Annotated in this window: 22 protein-coding genes and 3 tRNA genes; 11 read left to right on the top strand and 14 right to left on the bottom strand. The window is 55.4% G+C overall.

What is annotated here, in order from left to right:
- The first annotated feature begins 43 nt into the window (after positions 1–43).
- Positions 44–1,711, top strand: coding sequence for an energy-dependent translational throttle protein EttA (gene ettA, locus FCN45_RS03000; protein ID WP_097095007.1), 1,668 nt, complete (start codon positions 44–46; stop codon positions 1,709–1,711).
- A gap of 50 nt (positions 1,712–1,761) precedes the next feature.
- Here the strand turns inward: ettA and nadR are convergent, their stop codons facing one another.
- From nadR to serB, 3 genes are all read right to left on the bottom strand, one after another.
- Positions 1,762–2,988 carry a multifunctional transcriptional regulator/nicotinamide-nucleotide adenylyltransferase/ribosylnicotinamide kinase NadR gene (nadR, locus tag FCN45_RS02995; RefSeq protein ID WP_110867484.1) on the bottom strand — a complete coding sequence of 409 codons (1,227 nt, stop codon included), beginning with the start codon at positions 2,986–2,988 and terminating at the stop codon, positions 1,762–1,764.
- A gap of 126 nt (positions 2,989–3,114) precedes the next feature.
- Entirely contained in the window at positions 3,115–4,500 is a 1,386-nt protein-coding gene (gene radA, locus FCN45_RS02990) for a DNA repair protein RadA (RefSeq protein WP_007886867.1), read from the bottom strand.
- A gap of 13 nt (positions 4,501–4,513) precedes the next feature.
- A complete protein-coding gene (gene serB / locus FCN45_RS02985) occupies positions 4,514–5,491 on the bottom strand; it encodes a phosphoserine phosphatase (RefSeq protein ID WP_137385114.1) in 978 nt (325 codons plus the stop codon).
- Between the two features lie 107 nt (positions 5,492–5,598).
- Here serB and FCN45_RS02980 point away from each other — a divergent pair, with 107 nt between their 5' ends.
- The gene (locus FCN45_RS02980; RefSeq protein ID WP_110867483.1) at positions 5,599–6,279 is read left to right on the top strand and encodes a YtjB family periplasmic protein; all 681 of its coding nucleotides are present in this window, start codon (positions 5,599–5,601) and stop codon (positions 6,277–6,279) included.
- Here FCN45_RS02980 and yjjJ read toward each other — a convergent pair.
- The 4 genes from yjjJ to FCN45_RS02960 all read right to left on the bottom strand — a co-directional run bounded on the left by yjjJ (position 6,276) and on the right by FCN45_RS02960 (position 9,234).
- A complete protein-coding gene (gene yjjJ / locus FCN45_RS02975; RefSeq protein ID WP_137385113.1) occupies positions 6,276–7,598 on the bottom strand; it encodes a type II toxin-antitoxin system HipA family toxin YjjJ in 1,323 nt (440 codons plus the stop codon). The genes FCN45_RS02980 and yjjJ overlap by 4 nt on opposite strands.
- A 121-nt stretch (positions 7,599–7,719) precedes the next feature.
- Positions 7,720–8,403 carry a pyrimidine 5'-nucleotidase gene (gene yjjG / locus FCN45_RS02970; protein WP_137385112.1) on the bottom strand — a complete coding sequence of 228 codons (684 nt, stop codon included), beginning with the start codon at positions 8,401–8,403 and terminating at the stop codon, positions 7,720–7,722.
- Positions 8,404–8,411: 8 nt separating this feature from the next.
- Positions 8,412–8,852, bottom strand: coding sequence for a ribosomal protein S18-alanine N-acetyltransferase (gene rimI / locus FCN45_RS02965; RefSeq protein WP_101762185.1), 441 nt, complete (start codon positions 8,850–8,852; stop codon positions 8,412–8,414).
- Positions 8,824–9,234: a DNA polymerase III subunit psi gene (locus tag FCN45_RS02960; RefSeq protein ID WP_137385111.1), complete on the bottom strand. Its 411-nt coding sequence runs from the start codon at positions 9,232–9,234 to the stop codon at positions 8,824–8,826. Before FCN45_RS02960 ends, rimI begins: the two co-directional genes overlap by 29 nt.
- A gap of 232 nt (positions 9,235–9,466) precedes the next feature.
- On the opposite strand from FCN45_RS02960, the gene rsmC reads away from it, so the two are divergent.
- The 4 genes from rsmC (at position 9,467) to FCN45_RS02940 (ending at position 10,954) form a co-directional block, all read left to right on the top strand.
- Positions 9,467–10,498, top strand: a complete 1,032-nt coding sequence (rsmC, locus tag FCN45_RS02955) for a 16S rRNA (guanine(1207)-N(2))-methyltransferase RsmC (protein ID WP_101762187.1) — start codon at positions 9,467–9,469, stop codon at positions 10,496–10,498.
- A 132-nt stretch (positions 10,499–10,630) separates the two neighbouring features.
- Positions 10,631–10,717, top strand: a tRNA-Leu gene (locus FCN45_RS02950).
- 34 nt (positions 10,718–10,751) lie between these two features.
- Positions 10,752–10,838, top strand: a tRNA-Leu gene (locus FCN45_RS02945).
- Positions 10,839–10,867: 29 nt separating this feature from the next.
- A tRNA-Leu gene (locus FCN45_RS02940) sits at positions 10,868–10,954 on the top strand.
- Between the two features lie 93 nt (positions 10,955–11,047).
- Here FCN45_RS02940 and FCN45_RS02935 read toward each other — a convergent pair.
- A complete protein-coding gene (locus FCN45_RS02935; RefSeq protein WP_137385110.1) occupies positions 11,048–11,332 on the bottom strand; it encodes a DUF1435 domain-containing protein in 285 nt (94 codons plus the stop codon).
- 227 nt (positions 11,333–11,559) lie between these two features.
- Here FCN45_RS02935 and FCN45_RS02930 point away from each other — a divergent pair, with 227 nt between their 5' ends.
- The 3 genes from FCN45_RS02930 (at position 11,560) to FCN45_RS02920 (ending at position 14,176) form a co-directional block, all read left to right on the top strand.
- A complete protein-coding gene (locus FCN45_RS02930) occupies positions 11,560–12,654 on the top strand; it encodes a diguanylate cyclase (protein WP_137385109.1) in 1,095 nt (364 codons plus the stop codon).
- A 167-nt stretch (positions 12,655–12,821) separates the two neighbouring features.
- Positions 12,822–13,616 carry a siderophore-iron reductase FhuF gene (gene fhuF / locus FCN45_RS02925; protein WP_137385108.1) on the top strand — a complete coding sequence of 265 codons (795 nt, stop codon included), beginning with the start codon at positions 12,822–12,824 and terminating at the stop codon, positions 13,614–13,616.
- A gap of 95 nt (positions 13,617–13,711) precedes the next feature.
- A complete protein-coding gene (locus FCN45_RS02920) occupies positions 13,712–14,176 on the top strand; it encodes a YbaK/EbsC family protein (RefSeq protein WP_008107722.1) in 465 nt (154 codons plus the stop codon).
- Here the strand turns inward: FCN45_RS02920 and FCN45_RS02915 are convergent.
- The 4 genes from FCN45_RS02915 to FCN45_RS02900 all read right to left on the bottom strand — a co-directional run bounded on the left by FCN45_RS02915 (position 14,173) and on the right by FCN45_RS02900 (position 19,105).
- Complete coding sequence (locus FCN45_RS02915) at positions 14,173–15,393, bottom strand: MFS transporter (RefSeq protein ID WP_101762192.1); 1,221 nt, start codon at positions 15,391–15,393, stop codon at positions 14,173–14,175. The genes FCN45_RS02920 and FCN45_RS02915 overlap by 4 nt on opposite strands.
- A 241-nt stretch (positions 15,394–15,634) precedes the next feature.
- Positions 15,635–16,612 (bottom strand): nucleoside hydrolase, encoded by a 978-nt coding sequence (locus tag FCN45_RS02910; RefSeq protein WP_137385107.1) that lies wholly within the window; start codon positions 16,610–16,612, stop codon positions 15,635–15,637.
- A gap of 12 nt (positions 16,613–16,624) precedes the next feature.
- Positions 16,625–17,647: a LacI family DNA-binding transcriptional regulator gene (locus FCN45_RS02905; protein WP_101762194.1), complete on the bottom strand. Its 1,023-nt coding sequence runs from the start codon at positions 17,645–17,647 to the stop codon at positions 16,625–16,627.
- A gap of 75 nt (positions 17,648–17,722) precedes the next feature.
- Entirely contained in the window at positions 17,723–19,105 is a 1,383-nt protein-coding gene (locus FCN45_RS02900) for an MFS transporter (RefSeq protein ID WP_101762195.1), read from the bottom strand.
- 584 nt (positions 19,106–19,689) lie between these two features.
- Between FCN45_RS02900 and FCN45_RS02895 the strand changes: the two genes are divergently transcribed.
- Positions 19,690–20,244, top strand: a complete 555-nt coding sequence (locus tag FCN45_RS02895; RefSeq protein ID WP_137385106.1) for a histidine phosphatase family protein — start codon at positions 19,690–19,692, stop codon at positions 20,242–20,244.
- Here FCN45_RS02895 and FCN45_RS02890 read toward each other — a convergent pair.
- On the bottom strand, positions 20,241–21,194 hold the full coding sequence (locus FCN45_RS02890; RefSeq protein ID WP_137385105.1) for a YncE family protein: 954 nt from the start codon (positions 21,192–21,194) through the stop codon (positions 20,241–20,243). The two genes, FCN45_RS02895 and FCN45_RS02890, sit on opposite strands and share 4 nt — an antisense overlap.
- Before the next feature lie 414 nt (positions 21,195–21,608).
- Between FCN45_RS02890 and FCN45_RS02885 the strand changes: the two genes are divergently transcribed.
- On the top strand, positions 21,609–22,622 hold the full coding sequence (locus FCN45_RS02885) for a glycosyltransferase family 32 protein (RefSeq protein WP_137385104.1): 1,014 nt from the start codon (positions 21,609–21,611) through the stop codon (positions 22,620–22,622).
- Here the strand turns inward: FCN45_RS02885 and FCN45_RS02880 are convergent.
- Positions 22,596–23,519, bottom strand: a complete 924-nt coding sequence (locus FCN45_RS02880; RefSeq protein ID WP_137385103.1) for a LysR family transcriptional regulator — start codon at positions 23,517–23,519, stop codon at positions 22,596–22,598. The two genes, FCN45_RS02885 and FCN45_RS02880, sit on opposite strands and share 27 nt — an antisense overlap.
- Positions 23,520–23,593: the final 74 nt, after the last annotated feature.

The raw sequence follows: 23,593 nt of genomic DNA, 5'->3' as shown, positions 1-23,593 counted from the left end.
TACCTAAAGTTCATAACTCACAGACCAAAAGGCTCAATACAACGTGGCTCAATTCGTCTATAGCATGCATCGCGTCGGCAAGGTCGTTCCGCCGAAGCGTCACATCCTGAAGAATATTTCTCTTAGCTTCTTCCCTGGAGCAAAAATCGGTGTACTCGGCCTGAACGGCTCGGGTAAATCGACGCTGCTGCGCATCATGGCCGGTATCGATACCGATATCGAAGGGGAAGCACGCCCACAGCCGGGCATCAATGTGGGTTATCTGCCGCAGGAACCGCAGTTGAACCCGGAGCACACCGTGCGTGAATCCGTTGAAGAAGCGGTTTCAGAAGTGGTGGGCGCGCTGAAGCGCCTCGACGAAGTGTATGCGCTGTATGCCGATCCCGATGCGGATTTCGACAAGCTGGCCGCTGAACAGGGCCGTCTGGAAGAAGTGATCCAGGCGCACGATGGTCACAACCTCGATACCCAGCTGAACCGTGCCGCCGACGCGATGCGTCTGCCAGACTGGGACGCCAAAATCGCTACCCTTTCCGGTGGTGAGCGCCGCCGCGTTGCGCTGTGCCGTCTGCTGCTGGAAAAGCCAGACATGCTGCTGCTCGATGAACCGACCAACCACCTGGATGCCGAATCCGTGGCGTGGCTCGAGCGCTTCCTGCACGACTTCGAAGGCACCGTTGTGGCGATCACGCATGACCGTTACTTCCTGGATAACGTGGCTGGCTGGATTCTGGAACTGGACCGCGGTGAAGGTATTCCGTGGGAAGGTAACTACTCTTCCTGGCTGGAGCAAAAAGATCAGCGTCTGGCGCAGGAAGCTTCTTCTGAAGCGGCGCGTCGCAAATCTATCGAGAAAGAGCTGGAGTGGGTGCGTCAAGGCGCGAAAGGCCGTCAGTCGAAGGGCAAAGCCCGTCTGGCACGCTTTGAAGAGCTGAACAACACCGATTACCAGAAGCGTAACGAAACCAACGAACTCTTCATTCCACCTGGCGCTCGCCTCGGCGACAAAGTGCTGGAAGTGACCAACCTGAAGAAATCGTATGGCGATCGCGTGCTGATCGACGATCTGACCTTCTCTGTACCGAAAGGCGCGATTGTTGGCATCATCGGCCCGAACGGCGCGGGTAAATCTACGCTGTTCCGCATGATGTCAGGTCAGGAGCAACCGGATTCCGGCACCATCGAGCTGGGCGAAACCGTCAAGCTGGCGTCGGTTGATCAGTTCCGTGACGCGATGGACAATTCCAAAACCGTGTTTGAAGAAGTGTCTGGCGGTCAGGACATTATGCGCGTTGGCAACACCGAGATGCCAAGCCGTGCTTACGTTGGTCGCTTCAACTTCAAAGGCACCGATCAGGGCAAACGCGTGGGTGAGCTGTCAGGGGGTGAGCGCGGTCGTCTGCACCTCGCCAAGCTGCTGCAAGTCGGCGGCAACCTGCTGCTGCTTGATGAACCAACCAACGACCTCGACATCGAAACTCTGCGCGCGCTGGAAAACGCCCTGCTGGAATTCCCGGGCTGTGCCATGGTGATCTCGCATGACCGTTGGTTCCTGGACCGTATCGCCACCCACATCATCGATTATCAGGATGAAGGCAAGGTGGAGTTCTTCGAAGGTAACTTTACCGAGTACGAAGAGTACAAGAAACGCACCCTCGGCGCCGATGCGCTCGAGCCGAAGCGTATCAAGTACAAGCGTATGGCGAAGTAAGTCTGTTGCTGTGAAAAAGGCGCCATTAGGCGCCTTTTTTTATGGCTGAATCAGCTGCCCAGCATCTGCTTTACTAACTCGACGCAACGCAGGAAGCGCGTGTCATAGTCATCTTCTTTAACGTGCACAAACTCAATATTGTTTTCACGCAGCATGGTGATCAGCATGGTTTGGAACTCGCGACGATCCATTGAGCTGCCGAGGCTGCGCAATCCATCCGCCACCCAGGGCACGTTGTTTTCCAGCAAAATCACCAGGTCGAAACGGTATTCATCAATTAACGCCTGCACAAACGGGTGCTCGCGACCTTCGTACTTGAGGCAAAACGCCTGCGTAGTGATGAAATCGGTATCGATAAAGGCGACTTTACTGGCGTACTTCACCGCGAAGTCGATGTACTGGGCCTGACCGAGCGCGATTTTGTCGTAGTCGGAATATTGCAGCGCCATCTCGTCGCCACCGAGGTGCGAGAAGACATAATCGCGGCCATATTCCCATGCGCTGGTGGTGTTGAAGATGTTCGCCAGCTTGTTCACCAGCGTTGATTTGCCGCTAGACTCGCCGCCCAGCACCGCCACGGTGCGCACGAAGAATGGCTTCACTTCGGTCGGGATGTATTCCCAGTAGCGGAACGGATCCTGACGAATCTGCCCGCCGCTGATGTTCATAAAGGATCGATTGGGATCGATCACCACCGCCGGAATGCCGAGGTGCTGCTCATACATCGCGGCATCCGGCTCTTCACTGGTGTAGATACAATTCGGCTCAATGCCCTGCTCAGCCAGAAAGGTTTTGACGCCGCCGCTCCACACATCCCAGCCGTGCGGATAAGGTTCAATGCCCTCTTCATCAAACGAATGGATGCGGATATTTTTCTGGTATTTGAAGGTTTGCAGCAACCAGCGTAGTCGATCGCTGATGGTCGGCTGCTGCGACATGGCGCTGTTTTCAAACAGTTCACGATCGCGCGGCTCGTCGTGGCCCATGATGATATGCAGCTCATCCACCTGACTGCAGGCGCGCTGGATTAAATAGATGTGGCCGGTATGCAGCGGATAAAATTTCCCGAACACCACGCCAACGGTTTTATCGCGGCGCGGAAATTCCAGGCCAAGAAAACGGTGCAGCGCTTCCAGCTTCTGCGCACTCGGGCTTTTAATTTTGGCGTTGAGCAGCTGGCTTAAGTAGCCTTTGGTCATTCCGCTGGCGTCGGCAACCTGCTGCAGCGTGTGGCCTTGCTGGCGAATGGCTGTTTTCAGGTAGTCAAACGATGACATTTAGTGCCTCCTGCGTGGAATAAAATGGGGTGTGGTTGCCCTCACCCCGGCCCTTTCCCGGAGGGGGAGGGAGAAAAGATAAACAGCGCCGATCGGTTCCCTCTCCCTTTGGGAGAGGGAAAAACCTTACAACTCATCCAGAATCGCTAACGCATCCGCCAGCTTCTTCGCGCTGTACACCTTCATCCCTTCGACCGGTTTCTTCGGTGCATTACCGGCCGGGACGATGGCGCGCTTAAAGCCGTGTTTCGCCGCTTCGGAAATGCGCTCCTGGCCGCTCGGCACCGGGCGAATTTCGCCGGCAAGGCCCACTTCGCCAAAGATCACCAGATCCTGCGGCAGCGGACGATCGCGGAAGCTCGATACCATCGCCATCAGCAGCGCCAGATCGACGCTGGTTTCGGTGACTTTTACGCCGCCGACCACGTTAACAAACACATCCTGATCCGCCATCTGCAACCCGCCGTGGCGATGCAGCACCGCCAACAGGATCGCCAGGCGATTCTGCTCCAGACCTACCGCAACGCGGCGTGGATTACCCATCATCGAATGGTCCACCAGCGCCTGAATCTCGACCAGCAGCGGACGCGTACCTTCCCATAGCACCATCACCGAACTGCCCGAGGTGATCTCATCACCGCGTGACAGGAAGATGGCCGATGGATTGCTGACTTCGCGCATGCCTTGTTCGGTCATGGCGAACACGCCCAGCTCATTCACCGCGCCAAAGCGGTTTTTATGGCTGCGTAAGGTGCGGAAACGGGAATCAGCGTCGCCATCCAGCATCACCGAACAGTCGATACAGTGTTCCAGCACTTTCGGGCCGGCCAGCGAACCGTCTTTGGTGACGTGACCGACCATGATGATCGCCACGCCGCGCGTTTTGGCGAAGCGTGTCAGGTAGGCGGCCGTTTCACGCACCTGCGCTACGCTGCCCGGCGAGGATTGGATCTCCGCCATGTGCATAACCTGAATCGAGTCGATCACCATCAATTTCGGCTGCTCCTGCTCGGCGATCAGGCAGATCTGCTCGATGCTGGTTTCCGACAACATATTGAGGTTTTCGGTCGGTAATCCCAGACGATGGGCGCGCATCGCCACCTGTTGCAGTGACTCTTCGCCGGTGACATACAGGGTTTTCATCCCTTCTGCCAGCTTGCACATCACCTGCAGCAGCAGCGTCGATTTACCGGCACCCGGATTACCACCAATTAAGATGGCGCTGCCCGGCACCACGCCGCCGCCCAATACGCGATCGAACTCTTTGAAACTGGTTGAGAAACGCGGCAGGGCTTCGAGGCTGATCTCCGACAGCTTCTGCACGCGGCTAACGCCCGCGTTGCCGCCGGCATAACCGCTCAGGCGCTCATTACGCGCCGCCGCAGGCGAGGCGGCAATGCGCACCTCGGTGATGGTGTTCCACGCATGGCAGGCGCTGCATTGCCCCTGCCAGCGCGGATAATCAGCGCCGCATTCGTTACAAACGAAGGCGCGTTTTGCCGCTTTGGCCAAATCAAATCCTCAGTTAACGCTCTTCGTGAATCAGGCTGCCGGTCAGGATGCAGAACACACCCATCAGGTCAGCATGACGGATGATGATTTCCGTCTGCTCATTCACTTTAGGTTTAGCATGATAGGCGATACCCAGCGCCGCGGTTTTAATCATCGGCAGATCATTGGCACCATCGCCAATCGCCACGGTTTGTTCCGGAGCAATTTCAAAGCGCTGTGCCAGATCGTTCAGGGTATCGGCTTTAAATTGGGCGTCGACAATTTGTCCCAGCACCTGGCCGGTTAACTTACCGTCGCGAATTTCCAGCTCGTTGGCCACCGCCGCGGCTAAATGCAGCGTCTGGCGCAAATAGTCGGCATAGAAGGTAAAGCCGCCCGAGGCGATCGCCACCTGCCAGCCCAGCGCCTGCAGCTTCTGCACCAGCGTGGTTAAGCCTGGCATCAGCGGCAGCGCATCGCGCACTTGCATCAGGATATTGGCATCGGCGCCCGCCAGGGTGCCGACGCGCTCGCGCAGGCTGGCTTTGAAATCCAGCTCGCCGCGCATCGCGCGCTCGGTGACTTCCGCCACCTGCTCGCCGCAACCCGCCAGTTTGGCGATCTCATCGATGCACTCAATCTGGATCGCGGTGGAATCCATGTCCATCACCAGCAAACCTGGCGTTTTCAGATGCGGGATTTTGCCGAGCGGTGCCACATCAAAACCGGCTTCATGCGCCAGTTTGCTGGCGCGCGGCGTCAGCGAGCCTGCCAGACGTATCACCTGATACTCATCGACATTCCAGGCGCTGACGATCACCATCGCCGCCCCCAGCTTATGCTGATAATCGGTGAGTTTTTGTTTATCGAGCCCACGCCCATACAGCAACCAGCCAGTCCGACCAGCACGGTAATCCAGCGGCATCACTTCATCACCGCTGAGGGAAAGGGGTAAAACCGGCCAAAGTGAAACATCGGCGGGCAGATCGCACCAGGTAAGACGATTTGGCATTACAGCTCCTGTAGGGACAACAAAACCACGCAAGAGGCTACCTTGTCTGCGCGGGTTCTGGCAACATAATTGCCAGCCTTTCTGCTGTTACATCACACGGGTTTCTGATGGTTAAAACCGCACTGAAATTTCGCCTGCATCGCACGGTGATTGTTCTTATCTCGCTGGCTCTGTTAGTGGTTCTGATGCAAGGCGCATCCTGGTTTAGCCTCGGCCATCAAATGGCTCGCTCTGAACAAGTGGAAGAACTGGCGCGCACGCTGACCAAACAGGTGGCGTTTAGCCTTAAACCGTTGATGGATAACAGCGACGATAACCGCACGCAGATTGCCGCCATCCTCAATCAGATGACCGACAACAGCCGCATTCTTGATGCTTCCGTCTACGCCGATGATGGCAGCCTGGTGGCGCACAGCGGCGAAAGCATTAATGTGCGTGATCGGCTGTCGCTGGATGGCAAACGCGCTGGTAGCTACTTCAACCATCAAATTGTGCAGCCGCTGGAAGGCAAAGATGGCCCGCAAGGTTTCCTGCGCGTCACGCTGGATACTCACGTGCTGGTGACGGAATCACGTCAGGTGGATAACACCACCAACATCCTGCGCCTGATGATGTTACTGGCGCTGGCCATCGGCATTATCCTGACGCGCACCCTGCTGCGCGACCGTCGCACCCGCTGGCAGCAATCGCCGTTCCTGCTAACGGCGAGCCGCACGGTGAAAGAGGATAAAGAGAAAGAGCAAGAAGAGGCGGCGGCGGCAGCCACTGAGAATGAAAAAGAGCGTTAAGCCATTTTATGCATTGTTACTTCCATCGCTTCCAGTTGCTGTAATGCCTGCCCGGCAATGCTGCGGAAGTTCGCGCTAAACGCAGCATCCTCTGCAATCGCTTGCCAGTAGATTTTCGCCATAGCGCTGGCAGCGCGCCACACGGCGCCTGGCAGCGCGAAATCCAGCGTCAGTTTGACTTCATCGCGCATGTGCCCCTGAGAATTGGGCGCCAGCGCCATCGGCAGCATGTCGTAAGCCGGTGTCAGGCTGAAACGTTCTTCATCAGTAAAGAAAGACAGATTGCCCGCGTGCATGTCGCTATTGGCAATCAGTCGTCCAAACGCCCACTGCAAAGTCCCGCGTTCAACCGCTACCGCATCAACACGTTGCTGACGCTGCAACTCACGCAGCGCATCCGGCCAGTGTTGTTGATGGCCGATAAACTCTGCGCTTACCGCTTCTAATGAACTCATGCAGCGTCGACCACGTTGATGAATGCGATCAAAACGCTGCACTTCGAGGAACAATTGTCCTTCACTATCAATCAGCTGGCTATGTGCGGCAGGCAATCCCGCCGCCAGTAAATGTTGCAACGCCAGATGCTCCGCGCGTAACAAATCACGCCAGCGCTCAGCATTATCACTTTGACGGGCGACGGTAAATTTCACCAGACAATGACGATCGCCATTCGCCGTTGCGGCATAGCACAGGAATTTCGGTTGTTCGCCGCCAGCCGATGAGCCCGGTTCATCGCCGCTCAGCGCCTGTTGTGCCATCAGCGGATAACGCGCGATTTTTTGCGCCTCGCTGATGGCTTGCGGTGCGGGCTGTTGCAGCCAACGCTGGTATGTCATGTCGCCAACAATAAAAGCGCCCGGCATATCGATGCCGCCGCTTGCCAGCGCCATCAGGCACTGCTCATCACTCCAGAGACGAATATCATCCGTCAGCCCGAGCTGTGGCGCGTATTCACGGCCCCATTGTCGGCCCAGAAAACCTTGCGGACGCATCTCCTGCAGGAACCACGGTAAGCCGTCATAAAAGCGGCCTTGATCGTGCTGGTCCAGATGCAGACAACTGCCCTGTGGCCAGGTTGGCAAAAGGATGCCAGCGGGCGATGCCTGACCTTCAGCAGAAATACGATACAGCGGGAAGCGGCTTTCACCCCGGATGGGCCGCAGCAACGCATAACGCGTCGCGCGCGCTTTGCCCCATTTGATAATCTGCGGCTGCTGACGCAGTTGGCGTGAAAGCGTGGCCTGGCTGATATGCAATCGAGCCAGCAGATCCGCCGCGCTAAGCGGTCCTTCCAGCAGCAAACTTTGTAGCTCAGCCATTGCCGCCACCTTACCTGATGAATAGATTGATGAATAGATTCATGCATAGATAATAACATAAAAAAAGCCCGCACAGCGGGCTTCTCAGCATCATCACGATGGTAACGATGAATAGATACTTTTAACCTTCAGTCAAAATCGCTTCCAGCTCGGCCAGCGTTTTCACCTGCCAGGTTGGCGTGATGTGATCGGGTAACGGACGCGTGCCGTGATCGATCCAGCAGGTCTTCAGGCCGGCATTCATGCCGCCGAGAATATCTGATTCTGGCGTATCGCCGACCATCAGCACGCGGCTGCGATCTGGGTTGCCCAGCAAGGCCAGCGTGTGATCAAAAATCGCCACGTCAGGTTTCGGTACGCCAACTTCTTCAGAAATCACCAGCGCATCAAACACATCGAGGAATCCGGTACGCTCAAGTCGCGCCTGCTGTAACGCAGTAAAACCGTTAGTGATGATGGCGATTTTCACTTTGCCTTTCAGCGTTGATAACAGATGGGCTGCGCCTTCCAGCGGCAGGCAGATATCGGCCATTGCGCTGAGGAAATCACTGTTGAGTACTTCGGGTGCGACGCTCAGCTTTTCGCCCCACAAGGTGAAGCGGCGCGTTTGCAGCTGCAGTGCGGAAATGGTGCCGTTCTGGTAATCGACCCACAGCGGCTTGTTGATCGCCTGATAATCGGTGTAATCCTGCGCAGAAAATTGCACGTCATAGCGGGCAAACATGCGCTGCAAACCAGCGTAAGCATCGAAATGGAAAAGCGTTTCGTCTGCATCAAACAGGATGCAGTCCCAATCGTTTAGCATGGTGCTCCTTAAAGCGTTAGCGCCATAATGATGGCATCTTCTCGTCCGCTGGCAGTGGGATAATAGTTGGGGCGTACGCTCACCTGATGGAAATCCAGCTGCTCATACAACGCAATCGCCGGCATATTTGAGGCGCGCACTTCCAGCCACAGCGTCATCACGTCGCGCTGCTCGAGCTCAGCAATCAGATGCTGCAACAGCTGGCGCGCCAGGCCGCGGCGCTGGAAGTCGGGATCCACCGCAATATTGAACAGCGACGCTTCATCCAGCACCACTTGGGTGATGGCGAATCCGGCCAGCTTACCTTCAACTTCAATGCGGATATTAACGAAACGTTCGCCTTGATTGCTGCTAAACGTCTGCTCGCTCCACGGAAAAGCATGTGCGCGGCGCTCAATCGCCAGCAGCTGCGGCTGGTCTTCAGGGGTGACTAAAGAGATGGCTGTCATGGTTACACATCTGTTGCCACAGGGCGCGTTTTGCTGCGCCGCTGCTGATCAGTTCATTGAAAACGGCGGTGTTGAAGGTAATGCCGTTAAAGGGATGTTCGCTCTCGACGCCCAGCAGCCAGCCGGCGCAATCGACCTGCTCCGGCAGCATTTGCAGCTGGTCTGGCGTTAACGACATGACCTGCGCGGGTTGAATGTTCAGCGCGCGCAGCACGTCGCGAATCAGCGGTTCTTGTAGCGTGGGTGCCTGTTCGGCCACCAAAACCAAACGCGTGTCGGGCAAAAGCGTGACGGCAATTTCCCCTTGCAGCACGCGCGGACGCCGCAGCTGATACTGCGTAATCCCCATTTGCTGTAGAAGCCAGTCGCGCCTTGTGCTCATGCTATTACCCGTTATGCTGCCAGAATGCGACGCTATGCTAGCAAACCCATCGAACATGCGCCAACAAAGCACCCTACACAAAATAATTCGAGTTAGAGGAAGGCGGCAAACGAGTGAAGCCCGATGAGCTTACTTCAGGTAAGTGATTCGGGTGAGCGAGAGCAGCCAACGCACCTGTAACTTGAAGTATGACGTGTATATAATCGTCGCTCTGATTTAACAGGAGTGCTCCATGTCTGCTTTTACCCCGGCCAGCGAAGTGATTCTGCGCCACAGTGATGAATTTACCGCCCGCAACGTTCTGTTTGCTGGCGACCTGCAGGATGACCTGCCCGCCCAGCTAGAAACCGCGTCGAGCCGCGTGCATACCCAGCAATATCATCACTGGCAGAACCTTAGCCATCGCCTTGGTGAACGTGCGGTTTACAGCATGGTTGCAACCGCTGCCGATGTTGAAGGCTGCGATACGCTGGTTTATTACTGGTCGAAGAACAAACCCGAAGCGCAGTACCAGCTGCAAAACCTGCTCTCTTTGCTGCCGGTAGGCTGCGATATCTTCGTGGTGGGTGAAAACCGCAGCGGCGTGCGCAGCGCCGAAGGCATGCTGGAAGCGTGGGCGACGCTGGAGAAAGTTGATAGCGCGCGTCGTTGTGGCCTGTATCACGGTCGTCTCGATAAGCAGCCAACCTTTGATGCCAGCAGCTACGGCCATACTTATCAGCTCGAGGATCTCACCATCCATACCTTGCCGGGCGTGTTCAGCCGTGATGGTCTGGATATCGGCAGCGATCTGCTGCTCTCCACGCTGACGCCGCATTTCCGTGGCAAAGTGCTGGATATCGGTTGTGGCAGCGGTGTGCTGGCAACGGTGATGGCGAAAGTGTCGCCGCGCGTGCGTCTGTGGCTGTGCGATGTGCATGCTGCTGCGATTGAAGCGAGTAAAGCCACGCTGGCCGCCAATGAACTGGAGGGTGAAGTGTTTGCCAGTAACGTTTTCTCTGACGTTACCGGCCGTTTCGATATGATCATCTCCAACCCGCCGTTCCACGATGGCCTGCAAACCAGCCTTGAAGCGGCTAACACGCTGATTCGCGGTGCGCTTAAGCATCTGAACAGCGGCGGCGAACTGCGTATCGTGGCTAACGCCTTCCTGCCGTATCCACAGATTCTGGATGAAACCTTTGGCAATCACGAAGTGCTGGCACAAACCGGACGCTTCAAAGTCTATCGCGCCGTATACGGTCGCGGTGCCAAAACGCGTTAACAGCAGCGCGGCGGCAGAAACGTTGCTTTTTACAGCGATCGTTTTGCCGTCGCGAAATATGTGTTGACGCAATGAGTAAAATCTCTAAAATGCGCCTCCGTGGTTAGCAATACTTTAGGGTGTTGTTAGTTTGCGATGGTGGCGGAATTGGTAGACGCGCTAGCTTCAGGTGTTAGTGTCCTTACGGACGTGAGGGTTCAAGTCCCTCCCTTCGCACCAAACTAAAATCACACAGTTTATATCTGCGCACTGAGCGATGGTGGCGGAATTGGTAGACGCGCTAGCTTCAGGTGTTAGTGTTCTTACGGACGTGAGGGTTCAAGTCCCTCCCTTCGCACCAATGCGACGATATAAACAGACAACTAAGATGCGATGGTGGCGGAATTGGTAGACGCGCTAGCTTCAGGTGTTAGTGTTCTTACGGACGTGAGGGTTCAAGTCCCTCCCTTCGCACCAACAGTTGTCACTCCTTTCGAGCAGTAAATCCCCCGAAAGATTTTTCAACGAACTTCACGCTCTCAGCGTGATGTTGTCGTTTCTGCGATTTGATCAGATAACGTGGAAATTGACCGACACCGCCGCTAAGCCGCCCGCCAATGCCAGACAAGATGGCAGCAACAGATAGTGACGCAGGCGATGGTGAAACAGCATCACCACGGTCAGCAGCAACGCCACAATCATCACTACTCGCCATTGACTGAAACTCGGTTCCCATAACGCGAAAACCGGCATCGCCGCGCAGGGTAATAACACGCCCCAGCCGCTATCCAGACGTTTACCCATTACCCAGCTCACGCCCCATAGTCCGCAGGCGGCCATTATCGCCATGATCATCGCGCAACCCTCAAATGATAAACATTCGCATTATCATATGACAATATTTCTCATCTTGCAGCGAATTTTTGTCGCAAGCCATGCCGGATGACAGAATTACTGGAAAATGTTAAATTGCCGCCGATAACAATATCGCTAACACAACAATAACGTGCTCTCTATCCGGGTAGGTAAACTATTACTTGCGGGTAGCGCTTTGATATATCAGGGCTGTCACGAGAATAATAATGAAATTACAATCTTATGATGAGTTGAAACAGAGTAAATATCGGCTGTCGCTGATGCTATTTCTGTTTCTTAATGTCGCCGTTTCGCTTTTTTGCCTGCTGCCGATTTTAGGCAGCGATAGCCCAATACGCTCGCTGCCGGTGGACGTTGTAGCGGGCTTCAGCTCCACGCTGCTGGTTATTTGCTTAATGGCGTCAAAACAAAAATTACCGCTATTAAATCCTGTGGCTTTTATTTTGGGTGCGCTGTGGGCGTGGCATATTAACCACAGATATCATCTGGTTTACTATTTTGATGGCAGCTTTTTAATTATCAGCCTGTTAAGCGTGTTCTTTATCAGTGCCATTGCGCTGAGTGATTATTTGATTGCATTCTGTTTACACATCACACCGCCGGTATTAACCGTGCTGTTATTGGATGATGGTCAGCATTTAATGATGATCTTGTTCACCATTACGCTGCCATTAATCGGCTTTTCACTGCACCATTTAATGCGTCGTCGCTTCGATACTTTTACCCGTCGGCTGGTGAGCCAGCTGTACGAGGAAAAAGAGAGCTTCAGCGATTTGAGCATGCTCGATCCGCTTACCGGCCTGTACAACCGCCGTGGATTGAAGAATCGCCTTGATACCATTCTGGAAAACCACGCCGGCAGCCACTTTGTGCTGCTGCTGGATATCGACCACTTCAAAGCCTACAACGACAATTACGGCCATGCGATGGGCGATCAGGCGCTGGCGCGCGTGTCCGTGGCGATCCGCGACGCGGTACGTTCGCGCGATGTGGTCACACGCTACGGCGGCGAAGAGTTTCTCGTGCTGATGACCAATGTAAACGCCTCAATCGCAATGAAACTGGCTGAACGCATTCGTCAGTACGTGGTGGATTTAGAAATTCCGCACCGCTTCAATGAGAAAGTCTCGACGCACGTCACCATCAGCGCTGGCATCGCGCCCATCTTTGCTGACGATTTTGACCAGGCAGTCGCTAATGCTGACCGCGCGCTGTATGTGGCGAAAAATCAGGGACGTAACACTATTCTGGCGTGGGAAGATTTGCCGAAATTGACGCAGGCGAGTAATGAACTGATATAAAGCCTCGTCATTACCCAACGCACACCTCGTCGCGGCGCAATTTATTGCGCGATAAATCGTGTCGCGACGAAAATGTGCGTTAACAGATGCATGTGCAGAAATGTTGTTCAAAATGCTGGGAACGATTATCATTTGTCTCTCGATTCCCGTTATCACTCAGGACCGGCATGACCATCATCACGCGTCAGGATCATCGCTTCAGCGAGCATCCACTGATCTTTATGCAGAGCGATCGCAGTTTAGCGAGCGCGCTGGAAGATCTGATGCGCGATCAACGCAGCTACATGCTGGATAACCTCAAGCTTGGCCAGCCGGCACCCGCCGGGACGTTAACCCTGGCCGAGTGGTCTAATCCGCTTCACTATCGCCGCCTGACGCAGCGCTACAGCGACTATCTCTATCGCGATCATCCTGATGTGCAGCAGGAAGCTAAGCCGCTGCAGTCGCTATGGGCGCAGTGGTATTTTGGCCTGCTGCTGCCACCGCTAATGATGGCGTTATTGCAGGAACCGCGTGCGCTGAACTGCTCGCCGCATCTGATTCACGTTGAGTTTCACGAAAACGGCCATCCGTGCGCTTTCTGGCTGGATATGCAGGAAGATGAGGATGCGCGCTACCTCCATGCCCAGCAGCGTATCGATCGCCTGATTCAGCAATGCCTGATTCCGGCGGTTAACGGCATGACGCAGCATGGTGATATCAATGCGAAGCTTATCTGGAACAACATGGGCTTTTCGTTTTACTGGTTCCTTGGTGAATTGAAAAACCAGTTGCCAGAAGAGACGATTTTGCAGCTGGAACAGGCGCTATTTTTCAGCAAATCCCTGCTCGATGGCAGCGATAATCCGCTGTATCGCACCATGATCCCACGTAATGGCGAAATGGAACGACGCAGCTGCTGCCAGCGCTATCGTATCCCCGATGTAGAACGTTGCGGTAACTGCACGTTAAAAGCGGTGTAGCACCCGCGCATTCTGTTACAGATTCTCCTTTTCTCCCGTTTACACTTTTCCAGGCTTATGGCATTTTTTCGGCTCTGTTTTTACCGGAGATAACAATGAGCCTGGAGTCGGTACGGCACTTCTTTGCCGAACATGCACCGGATATCGACATCATCGAGATGCCGGAAAGCACCGCCACCGTTGAGCTGGCCGCACGCGTTCATGGCGTTCAGCCTGGGCAAATCGCCAAAACCCTGTCGCTGAAAGTGAAAGATGCCATCGTGCTGATCGTTACGCGCGGCGATGCGCGTCTCGACAACCGCAAGCTGAAAGCTGCGCTCGGCGCTAAGGCGCGCATGTTAAGCGTGGATGAGGTGGTGAACTGGACCGGACATCCGGTCGGCGGCGTTTGCCCGTTCGGGCTGGAAAATCCGCTTACCGTCTATTGCGATGTGTCGCTGCGCAGCTTTGATGAAGTGCTGCCCGCAGCCGGATCGATTCATAGCGCGGTGCGCATTTCGCCGCAGCGCATGGCGGAACTCACCGCGGCGAAATGGGTTGACGTCTGCGAGGCGCTTTAAGACGACTCGCGCGCGGCAGCACCGGAGATTTCGATGCCGCGCGTCTCGCGACCAAAGGCCACTAACACGCAAATCAGCACCGCCACCGTTCCGGCGACAATCGCCATACCCAAACCATAATTGCCGCCGTGCGCCTCGGCGATACGCGACTGCAGCGTTGCATTCACGGAGGCGATCAGATTCCCCAGCTGATAGACAAAGCCCGGCAGCACCGCGCGCGCATTGGCGGGCACCAGTTCGGTAAGATAGGTCGGCACCACGCCCCACGCGCCCTGCACCATAAACTGCATCAGAAACGCGCCGATACCGATCATCCATGAACCGCTGGAGAAGGCCCACAGCGGCAACACCGGCAGCGCGAGGAATGACGCCAGAATAATCGCGCGCTTGCGGCCAATGCGCTCGGACAATGCACCAAAGGTAATGCCGCCCAGCATCGCCGCGATGTTGTAGCTGATGGCAATGATGCTGACGGTGTGCGGATCAAACTGATGCTGCACTTTCAGGAAGGTGGGATAGAGATCCTGCGTACCGTGGCTGAAGAAGTTAAAGCAGGCCATCAGCAGCACCATATAGATACAGATTTTCCAGTGCTGGCGGATAATCGGCAGCAGCGCATTGCTCTCTTTCCGCTCGCGCGCCGCCAGCCACACCGGCGATTCCGGCACTTTGAAGTAGATAAACGGCAGCAGCAGAATCGGCAACGCGCCAATCAGGAACATGCCGCGCCAGCCGACCGTTTCGAAGAACAAACCAAAAATCACCGACGCCAGCAGATAGCCGCACGGATAACCAGCCTGGAAGATGCCGGACATCAAGCCGCGCGAGCGATCCGGAATGGTTTCCAGCGCCAGCGACGACGCCACGCCCCAAATCCCCCCCATCGCCACGCCGTAAATCACGCGGAAACCGAGGAACGCCGTGAAGGTGGGCGACCACGCCGACAGCAGCTCAAACGCCGAGAACATCACGATATTGAGCATCAAAATCGGTCGGCGGCCATACTTCTCCGCCAGCCGACCAAACAACAGCGCGCCGATCGGACGCACGGCGAGCGTGAGCATGATGGCGAGGGAAACATCGGAGACGCTGGTATGGAAATACTGGGCAAGATCGCTGAGGACAAACACTAAGATGAAGAAGTCGAACGCATCCAGCGTCCAGCTCGCGAAACTGGCAAAAGCCACGTTGCGCTGGGTCGCAGTCCAGTTGAACATGTTGGTATCCTGTCTGATGAGCTTCCGGTTCGTTGGCCGGATTTATAGTAGAAGTTACCGCGCGAATAATTTCACGGGTTACTAATTTGTTAACTATTTGTATATAGCATGTCAGAAAGGCGGACTGTGGCGGGAATTGTCAGCGAGTGATGCGCGGTGTAAAAAAACGTGTCATTGATGGAGGCAATATCCTGTAACGGCACGTTTTATCGCGCCGTTACGGCAGGTGCAGTCAAGGGTTTTATAACTGATTAAATGCCTTTTCGATCATCTCGAGCAGCAGCGCATTATTAACGGTTTGAATCACATGCACCAAGGCGCCGGTCTGCGGTGGCACGCCAATATCCAGCCGCAGCGGCGTGCGATAACGCCAGCTTTTGCCGCGCGTGGCGCCAGGTCGCAGCTCAATATCCACATGATAATCCACGCCGTCGGCGACACGCTGATTCAGCAGCCACGCCACCACCAGCGCATCATGTATCCAGCAACCTGGCAGATGACGGGTGCGGATCGAATAATCGATCCACGGCCGTAACGTCTCGCGCACAAACTGCGGCAACGGATGATCGTTAGCGGTCAGCCGCGTGAGATCCTGCTGCGTCATCAGGGTTTGCGTGGTGGCGTCCATCGGTACCAGCGTGATGGCAGCACCGCTGTGCAGCACCTGATGCGCGGCTTCCGGATCGAGGCCAAAATTGGTGTCTTTGATGTAATCATCCAGCGCGAACACGCCGCCCATAATCACAATCTCTGCCACCGATTCAGCCATCTCTGGATAACGCTGCAGTGCCAGCGCCACATTGGTCAACGGGCCAATGGCTACCAGCGTAAACTCGCCGGGATTGTCACAAATCAGTTGGCCCATTACGCCAGCCGCATCATGTCCATCCGCCGGAATACGCTGCGGTTGACGAACGCCGCGCCACAGTTCACCGAGCTTTTCATCAGCAACGTTATCAAGACGCGCACGCCACGGCGCAGGATCTTCACGCAGCGCCTGCAGCGCGCCCTGCACCACAGGAATGTTGCGTCCCAGCCGCTGCAGCAGATCTTTCGCAACCTGCGCACCCACCGCGCTCGGCGTGTTGCCGGTCACAGTGGTAATCAGTTCCAGCGACAGCGACCTGGAGGCCAATGCTAACGCCAGCGCGAGGCCATCGTCGGTGTTGGCGCCCGCTATACCGTTTCCCGGATCACAATCAATAATCAATCTTTTCATAGTGTTATAATTTTATTCTTGTTGAGTAAGCTGGCAGCCACAGGACTCACCGATTTCTAAATGGTGAGGAAATTCCGCCAGCTTCGCGTCGCCATCCCAGTTTTTGAGCATAGCAATCGCACTGCGCGCCATATCGCGCAGCGGCTGACGTACGGTGGTGAGCGTCGGCACATGAAACGCCGACTGATCGGTACCGTTAAAACACACCAGCGCGACATCCTGCGGCACGCGCAGTCCATGCTCCGACAGCGCCCGAATGCAGCCAATCGCCTGGCCTTCATTACTGGTAAACAGCGCGCGCGGCACACGACCGCTGGCCACCATGCGCTGCGCGGCGTCGTAACCGCCCTGCCGCGTGTAGCTGGCAGGGAAAATCATTGCCTCATCGGCCAGCAACCCTTTCTGCGCCAGCGCATCGCGCCAGCCGTGAATACGGTCCTGCGCGTTAAGCATGTCCAGTGGACCGCTGATCATGCCCACCTGCTGATAACCGTGGCTGAGCAGATGCGCGGTCACCTGGCACGCCGCTTCGCGCTCATTGACGCGCAGCATGCCAACGCCTGGACGCGGCTCAATGCGATCCAGCATTACCAGCGGCGTACCGCTGGCCTGAATCACATCGATGTAGGGATGGCGATCGACGCTGTTGTAAAACAGGCCATCAACCTGACGATTTAACAGGCCCTGAATAATCTCCAACTCGCGTTTGCGATCGTCACCGGCATCCCCCAACAGCATGACGTGGCCGTGATTCATCGACTCCTGCAACAGCATGTGCGCCATCGAGGCAACAAAGGGATTGCCGATATTTGGCACCACTAAACCAAAGGTTTTAGTGCTGCCCGAAGCCAGCGCGCGCGCCACCGCGTTGGGGCGATAGCCGGTCTGTTTGATCGCCTCCAGCACGCGCTGACGCGTGGCTTCTGCCACCGGACGCGGGCCGTTATTGATCACGTAACTGACCACCGCCACCGAGGTGCCGGCGATTTTTGCCACGTCCGTGCGCGTTACGTTTCCGGTTGGAGATTTCGCCATTCCTTTGCCCCTGCGTAAATGCCATTGGCCGGAATATCCGGCCAATGGGGGTTGTGATTTACGCGATCCTGCTGGTCAGATGGCATCTTCCGGCAGATTGAGATCGCGTCCGCGCGTTTCCGGCGCCACGAAAGTGGTGAGAAAACCGATGCTGGCCATCGCCGTGAAGTAAACCGCGATCGGCCACCAGTGTCCGGTAAACGACAGCAGCGCCGCCGCCACTAATGGTGCGGTGCCTCCTGAAAGGATAGACCCCAGCTCTTTCGCTACCGCCATCTTGGTGTAACGACGCTTCACGCCAAACATCTCGACGCCCCACGCTGCCTGCACGCCGAAAATACCCAGCGATGCCAGCGCCATGCCGACCACAATCACCGCGATGACAATCGTCGGGTCGCGGCTGTCCATCAGGCTAAAGGCGGGCCAGGCGTAGAACATCAGCAATAAGCAGAAGCAACGATAGGTTATACGGCGACCGAAGCGATCCGACAGCCAACCGGCAAACGGAATAATCACGAAGCCAAGTAACGAGGCGATGAACACCGCAGTGGTGGGCACCGACTTATCGATCATTAGCACTTTGGCGACGTAACCGACGATAAAGCCCTGCGCCAGATAAGAAGGGCCGTTTTCGCCGATGCGTAAACCCACCATGGTCCAGAAGGCCCGGGTGCGACGCCAGAAACTGCGCGTATCCACTTCTGCTTTCGCCTGCGCCAGCGTGGCGTTTCGTTCGGCCTGCAATTCCGCCTGCTGGCGTTCAAACACCGGCGTTTCTCGCAGATGACGACGAATCCACAACGCCACCACCGCAATCAACACGCTGCTGAGGAACGGAATACGCCAGCCCCACGCCAGCAAGCTCTCTTTGTCCATCTGGATCACCGCCAGCCAAACCAGCGAGGCGATCAGCGTGCCGCTGTTCGAGCCCAGCGCAATCACCGATGAGACCAAACCACGACGCTCAACCGGCGCGTATTCGCCCAGCATCACTGTGCCGCCGGACAACTCTGCGCCCGCCCCCAAACCCTGGGTAAAGCGCAGCAGCACCAGACACGCCGGTGCCCAAACGCCAATGCTGGCATAGGAGGGAATCAAACCGATTAATGTTGTGGAGGCGCCCATCAGAATGATGGTCGAGATCATCACCGTTTTGCGGCCTTTACGATCGCCGATCCAGCCGAAAAGCAAGGCACCAATCGGGCGGGCAATAAAGCCAACCGACCAGGTGGCAAAACTCGAGAGCAAGGCGATAGTCGGCGTGGCTTCGGGGAAGAAGACATCACCAAAGATAATGCCGGCAGCGAGGCCATACAGCGCAAAATCCGCATATTCCATCGCGGTGCCGAGCCAGCACGAGAACGTGGCGCGCCAGAAATCTTTGCGGCCGGATGATGTTTCAAGCCGCGCGTCGGCAGCTGAGGAGGATGTCAGTGAGCTTTGTTGCGAAACCGTCATAACCCAATCCCTGAATGAGGTAAAAACAGCAAACGCCCTTCCGTGGGTCAGTTCCCTTGCAACAAGCGGAACTCCCCGGTGGCGACGTTCAGTAGGCAAACCTGGATGAAAAATCAGTAATGAATTCCCTGGTGTTGGAATCCGCTTCTTCGCCTGTTCCCGCCGATGTAATTTTCATCGATCGCATTAGTAAGGCAAATGTAACTGGGTCATCTCAAGGCCAACTTCGTCTCTGGCACCGTGAGTTATCACTATGGGCATAGTCTATCTACGCGCGTAGATAAATCAAGCAAAAATAGTGACATTTATTAGATAAACTTCACTATAACTCATGAGCACAAGATAAAAGAGGCGTTAATTCATGACATTACATCTAATGCGCGTATGCAAGAAATGTCTGATTACAACGTAATTAACGATTATTGCTTACCATTTAACGGCGCAGACTGAATCTTCATCGCGCTGTTTTTCGCACAGTTCAGTTAAAGTTTAATGACACACCCGCAATATTCTTAAATGCCGTCACCGGTGCGCGACTGACTCAGCATCTGCATTACACTGGAGAAAGTTCACTCAGGAGCGCTATGACCATTATTCTTATGCGACACGGTAAACCCAATCATCCGGTCACGGGGCGCTTCACGGCTCGGGCGCTGGCCGACTGGTGTGAAGGTTACGATCAGGCTGATATTTGCGACTCCCCGCCGCCGCGCAGTCAGACCATTGCGCGCCTCGCGAGTGTGATCGCCACCAGCCCGCTGCCGCGCGCCCGTTCGTCATTAACGCGTCTCGGTTTACAGCCAAACGCGGTGGATGAGGTGTTCAGCGAAGTGGCGATACCGACGTTGCCGTTTGAGCGTTTACATCTGCCGCTCAACGTCTGGCTGGCGCTATTACGCTTGTTGTGGCTGTGCGGCTATGCCGGCCATGTCGAATCGGTGCAGCATGCGCGAGAACGTGCCCGTCTGGCGGCGGATAAACTAGTGGTGCTGTCGCAGCAAGGCACGGTGTTATTGGTTGGGCACGGCATCATGAATAAGCTGATTGCACGCGAGTTACGCAAGCGCGGCTGGCAAGCCGAAAAACATGCCAGCAGCCGCCACTGGAGCAGTGCGATTTATCATCGCCCGTTTATTTAATATTTGAGCTGAAAGTAACTCAGCACTTCGCAACCGGTACCGGCCTGCGGCGTGGCAATCACTTTCATCTGCTGCAGATCAATCAGGCTGAGCGAACCGTCGCCCTCATTAGCAATCAGCAAGCTGTGATTATCCTCACTGAAGCAGCCATCCATCGGCTTGTTGCCGACATGAATATCGCCGAGCGGATTGAGCAGCTCGTCAAACAGCGTCACCACCGGCTCCTGATCGCCAATCGCCACCAGCCGCTCGCCGTTGGCACTGAAGCGCACCACCTGACACGGTTGCTGGTGGCCCGGCAACGTCAGGCGCTGGCGGATACGATGGCTTTGCCGATCCACCACATACAGCAGCGGCGCATCGGCGGCGCTCGCAACCAGATAAGGATGTTTCGGCGAGGCGGCGATGCCAGAAATCGGGCCGGGCATCAGAATATTGTCAATAATCCGCCCTTCCGCCTCACACAGATCCACTACGGTAATGCTGGCGTCCTCTTCATTCTCGGTGAACAACTTGCGACCGCTGGGCGACAAAGTGAGTCGGTGCGCATTGTGCGAAGGCAGCTGAATGGTTTTCTCCACGCGATCGCTAACGGGATCAATCACCGCCACCACCGCGCTGTTTTCACAGCAGAGATAAACTTTACCGTCTCGTCCCAGCTGGCCGCTGTGCGGTGCTTTTAACGGCGACAGATCGATAAAACCACTGATCTGCCGCAGGCGCAGATCGATGATCGCCACTTTGTGGCCGGGATGCGGATTGTCGCCGTGAATGCCGTCGCCGTAGATCGGCACGTAAGCTTTCTCCAGCTGCGGCAGCATCAGAAGCTCGTGTGGACGCGGCGGAAAGGCATTTAACTCTTGTTCAACGGCAAAGGTTTCGGGATTGAGAAACAGCACGCGATTGCCCTGCTTATCGACCGCCAGTAATCCACGGTTGTGTCGCTGCATAGTGTCTCCTTTTGTTCGTCACCTCCTTTAAGCGTAGCCAACCCGCAATCAGGAGGGGATTTTCGCGGCAGGCCAGCGAAAAATGCAGCGAGGTTAACACGTGATCTCACACGCAATTTTTAATCCGCCCCGCGACTTACGCCACGCTATTGTTATTTTATTAGGAATAGTCTTAATGAGATAAAATAGAATAATCAACAATCCACGCGGTTATTTATCGTTAATTTAAAGCTTAACGGATCCTTGATTTTCCGGTTTATCTGAAAGGATCAAAAAGTGATAGCCGCGCCGCACAGAATGTTTTATTAAGCATAGGAGAGTACTTTTTTACACACAGCCTAAAGGACAATCAAGAGCGCTCAGCGCCGCGATCAGGGACGCCTTGCCACCATAATCACAATAATCAGGTGCATCATGAATAAAAAACGCCTTCAGCCAGCGTTAACCCTCTGGCATAACTGGAAAAGACTCGCTTTTACCAGCCAGACTTTCCTGCAGAAAAAACAGCATAATGCGTTCTGTGCGCCGGAATACGATCCCAGCCAGGAGGACAATATCGTGTTACTTTCTGGCGAAAAAGATCTGCCAGAGATTCCAAAGAAAGTCTGGATGTATTGGGATAATGAATATTTACCGAAATCAATGGCGTTAAATATTAAAAAGATTCGTCAGGATAATCCCGATCATGAAATTCATTTATTAAATCGTTTAACGATAAAAGAAGTTTTACCGGATTTTATCTTTACCTCGACCCAATTAACCGCCCAACAACGCAGCGAAGTGATTCGTCTGGAATTACTGTTGCGTTATGGCGGCATTGCCATTGATTGCAGCACTTTATTATTTGAAGATCTCTCCTGGGTACATCGCGCGCATCAGGAACGTCGCATGGATGTGATTGGTTATTATCACGAAAACGCCACCGTCAACTATCTCGCGCCGGTGATTGAGAGCTGGTTCCTGGCGGCAACCGCCAATAATCCCTTTATCCGCGAGTGGCAAAAACATTACGCGCCGATCAAACATCTCGGCGAACAGAATTACTTCAGTGAATTGACCAAGCGCGATGATTATTCCCTGCTGACGCAGAAAATTGCGCAGCCGCAGCAGCAATTAGGTTCTCTGGCGCAGCAGATCGCCATGCGTGAACATCGCCGGGTGAATCTCTATCTGCGTAAATGCGAGGCGAACGCTTATTACTATCAGCGTTTAAGCGGCTGGAAAAGCGAGGCGTTTGCCCACGCGGTGCTGTTTCACCAGCGTCCACTCACGCCGCCACCGGTGATTAAACTCAGCGGCAATGAGCAGTTGCATCTCGACTTCAACCTGCGGCTCGGCAACTACAACCGCGGCAGTTTGTTGGGTCAGATGATGCAAACGCCTGCGCCGATCGCGCTGGCATCACCCATCAACAAAGCGCGCGCGTAACCAGTGAATTAAGGTGGTCACCGCCCGTGGTACCTGTGCGGCATACGGGCGCACCACCCACAACCGGTCGGCGAACGCATCCACCGCTTGCCACTGCGGCAGCACCTGCTGCAGCGTGCCGCTGGCGAGTGCCGCGCTGGCACTGAAATCCGGCAGCATCGCAATGCCCAAACCCTGCAATGCGGCATCGCGGATCGACTCGCTGTTGTTGGTGGCAAAGTTGCCCTGAATCTTCACCTGCACGGTTTCACTGCCGCCGTCCGCTAATTGAAAGCGCCACTGCGGCGATTCGAGTCCGCGCGGATAATAAAGACAATTATGCTGCTGCAACGCCAGCGGTGAATCCGGCAGGCCGTTTTGCGCCAGATATGCCGGCGACGCCACCAGCAGCGCGCGGGTTTCACACAGCGGCAGCGCAACATGGGTTTCCGGCAGGCTATCACTGTGGCGAATCGCCAGATCAAAGCCTTCACTGCCGAGCGACACCAGACGATCGGTGACATCCAGCTGCAAGCGCACCTGCGGATAGTCGCGCAGGAAATCGCCAATGATCGGCACCAGTTGCTGACGCGCAAACGCCACCGGCGCTGTGACGCGCACCATGCCACGCACCGGACCGGCTTCATCGCGCACGCTGAAAAAGCTCTGCGCGATACGCGCGAAGGGATCGCGCAGCTCATCCACCAGCTTTTCACCGGCGGAAGTCAGTCGCACGCTGCGCGTGGTGCGCTGTACCAACGCCACGCCCGCCATCTTTTCCAGCTCTTTAATCTTCTGACTCATCGCCGCTTTGCTGACGTCTAATCGTTCCGCCGCGCGCGTAAAACTGCCGAGCTCAGCCAGCACGGTTAACCAGTGCAAATGGACCCAAAGGCTATCGGTTTTAATTTCTTTCATATCGATTGTTCAAAATAATAAATAATCATTTCAACCAGCGCGCTTTTTCTTTCCGGCAGCAAGCGGCAGCATAG

This window comes from Pantoea sp. SO10, from assembly GCF_005281435.1.
Taxonomy (GTDB): Bacteria; Pseudomonadota; Gammaproteobacteria; order Enterobacterales; family Enterobacteriaceae; genus Pantoea; species Pantoea leporis.
The sequence above is the reverse complement of the archived record's forward strand: the minus strand, read 5'-3'. Positions and strand labels throughout refer to the sequence as shown.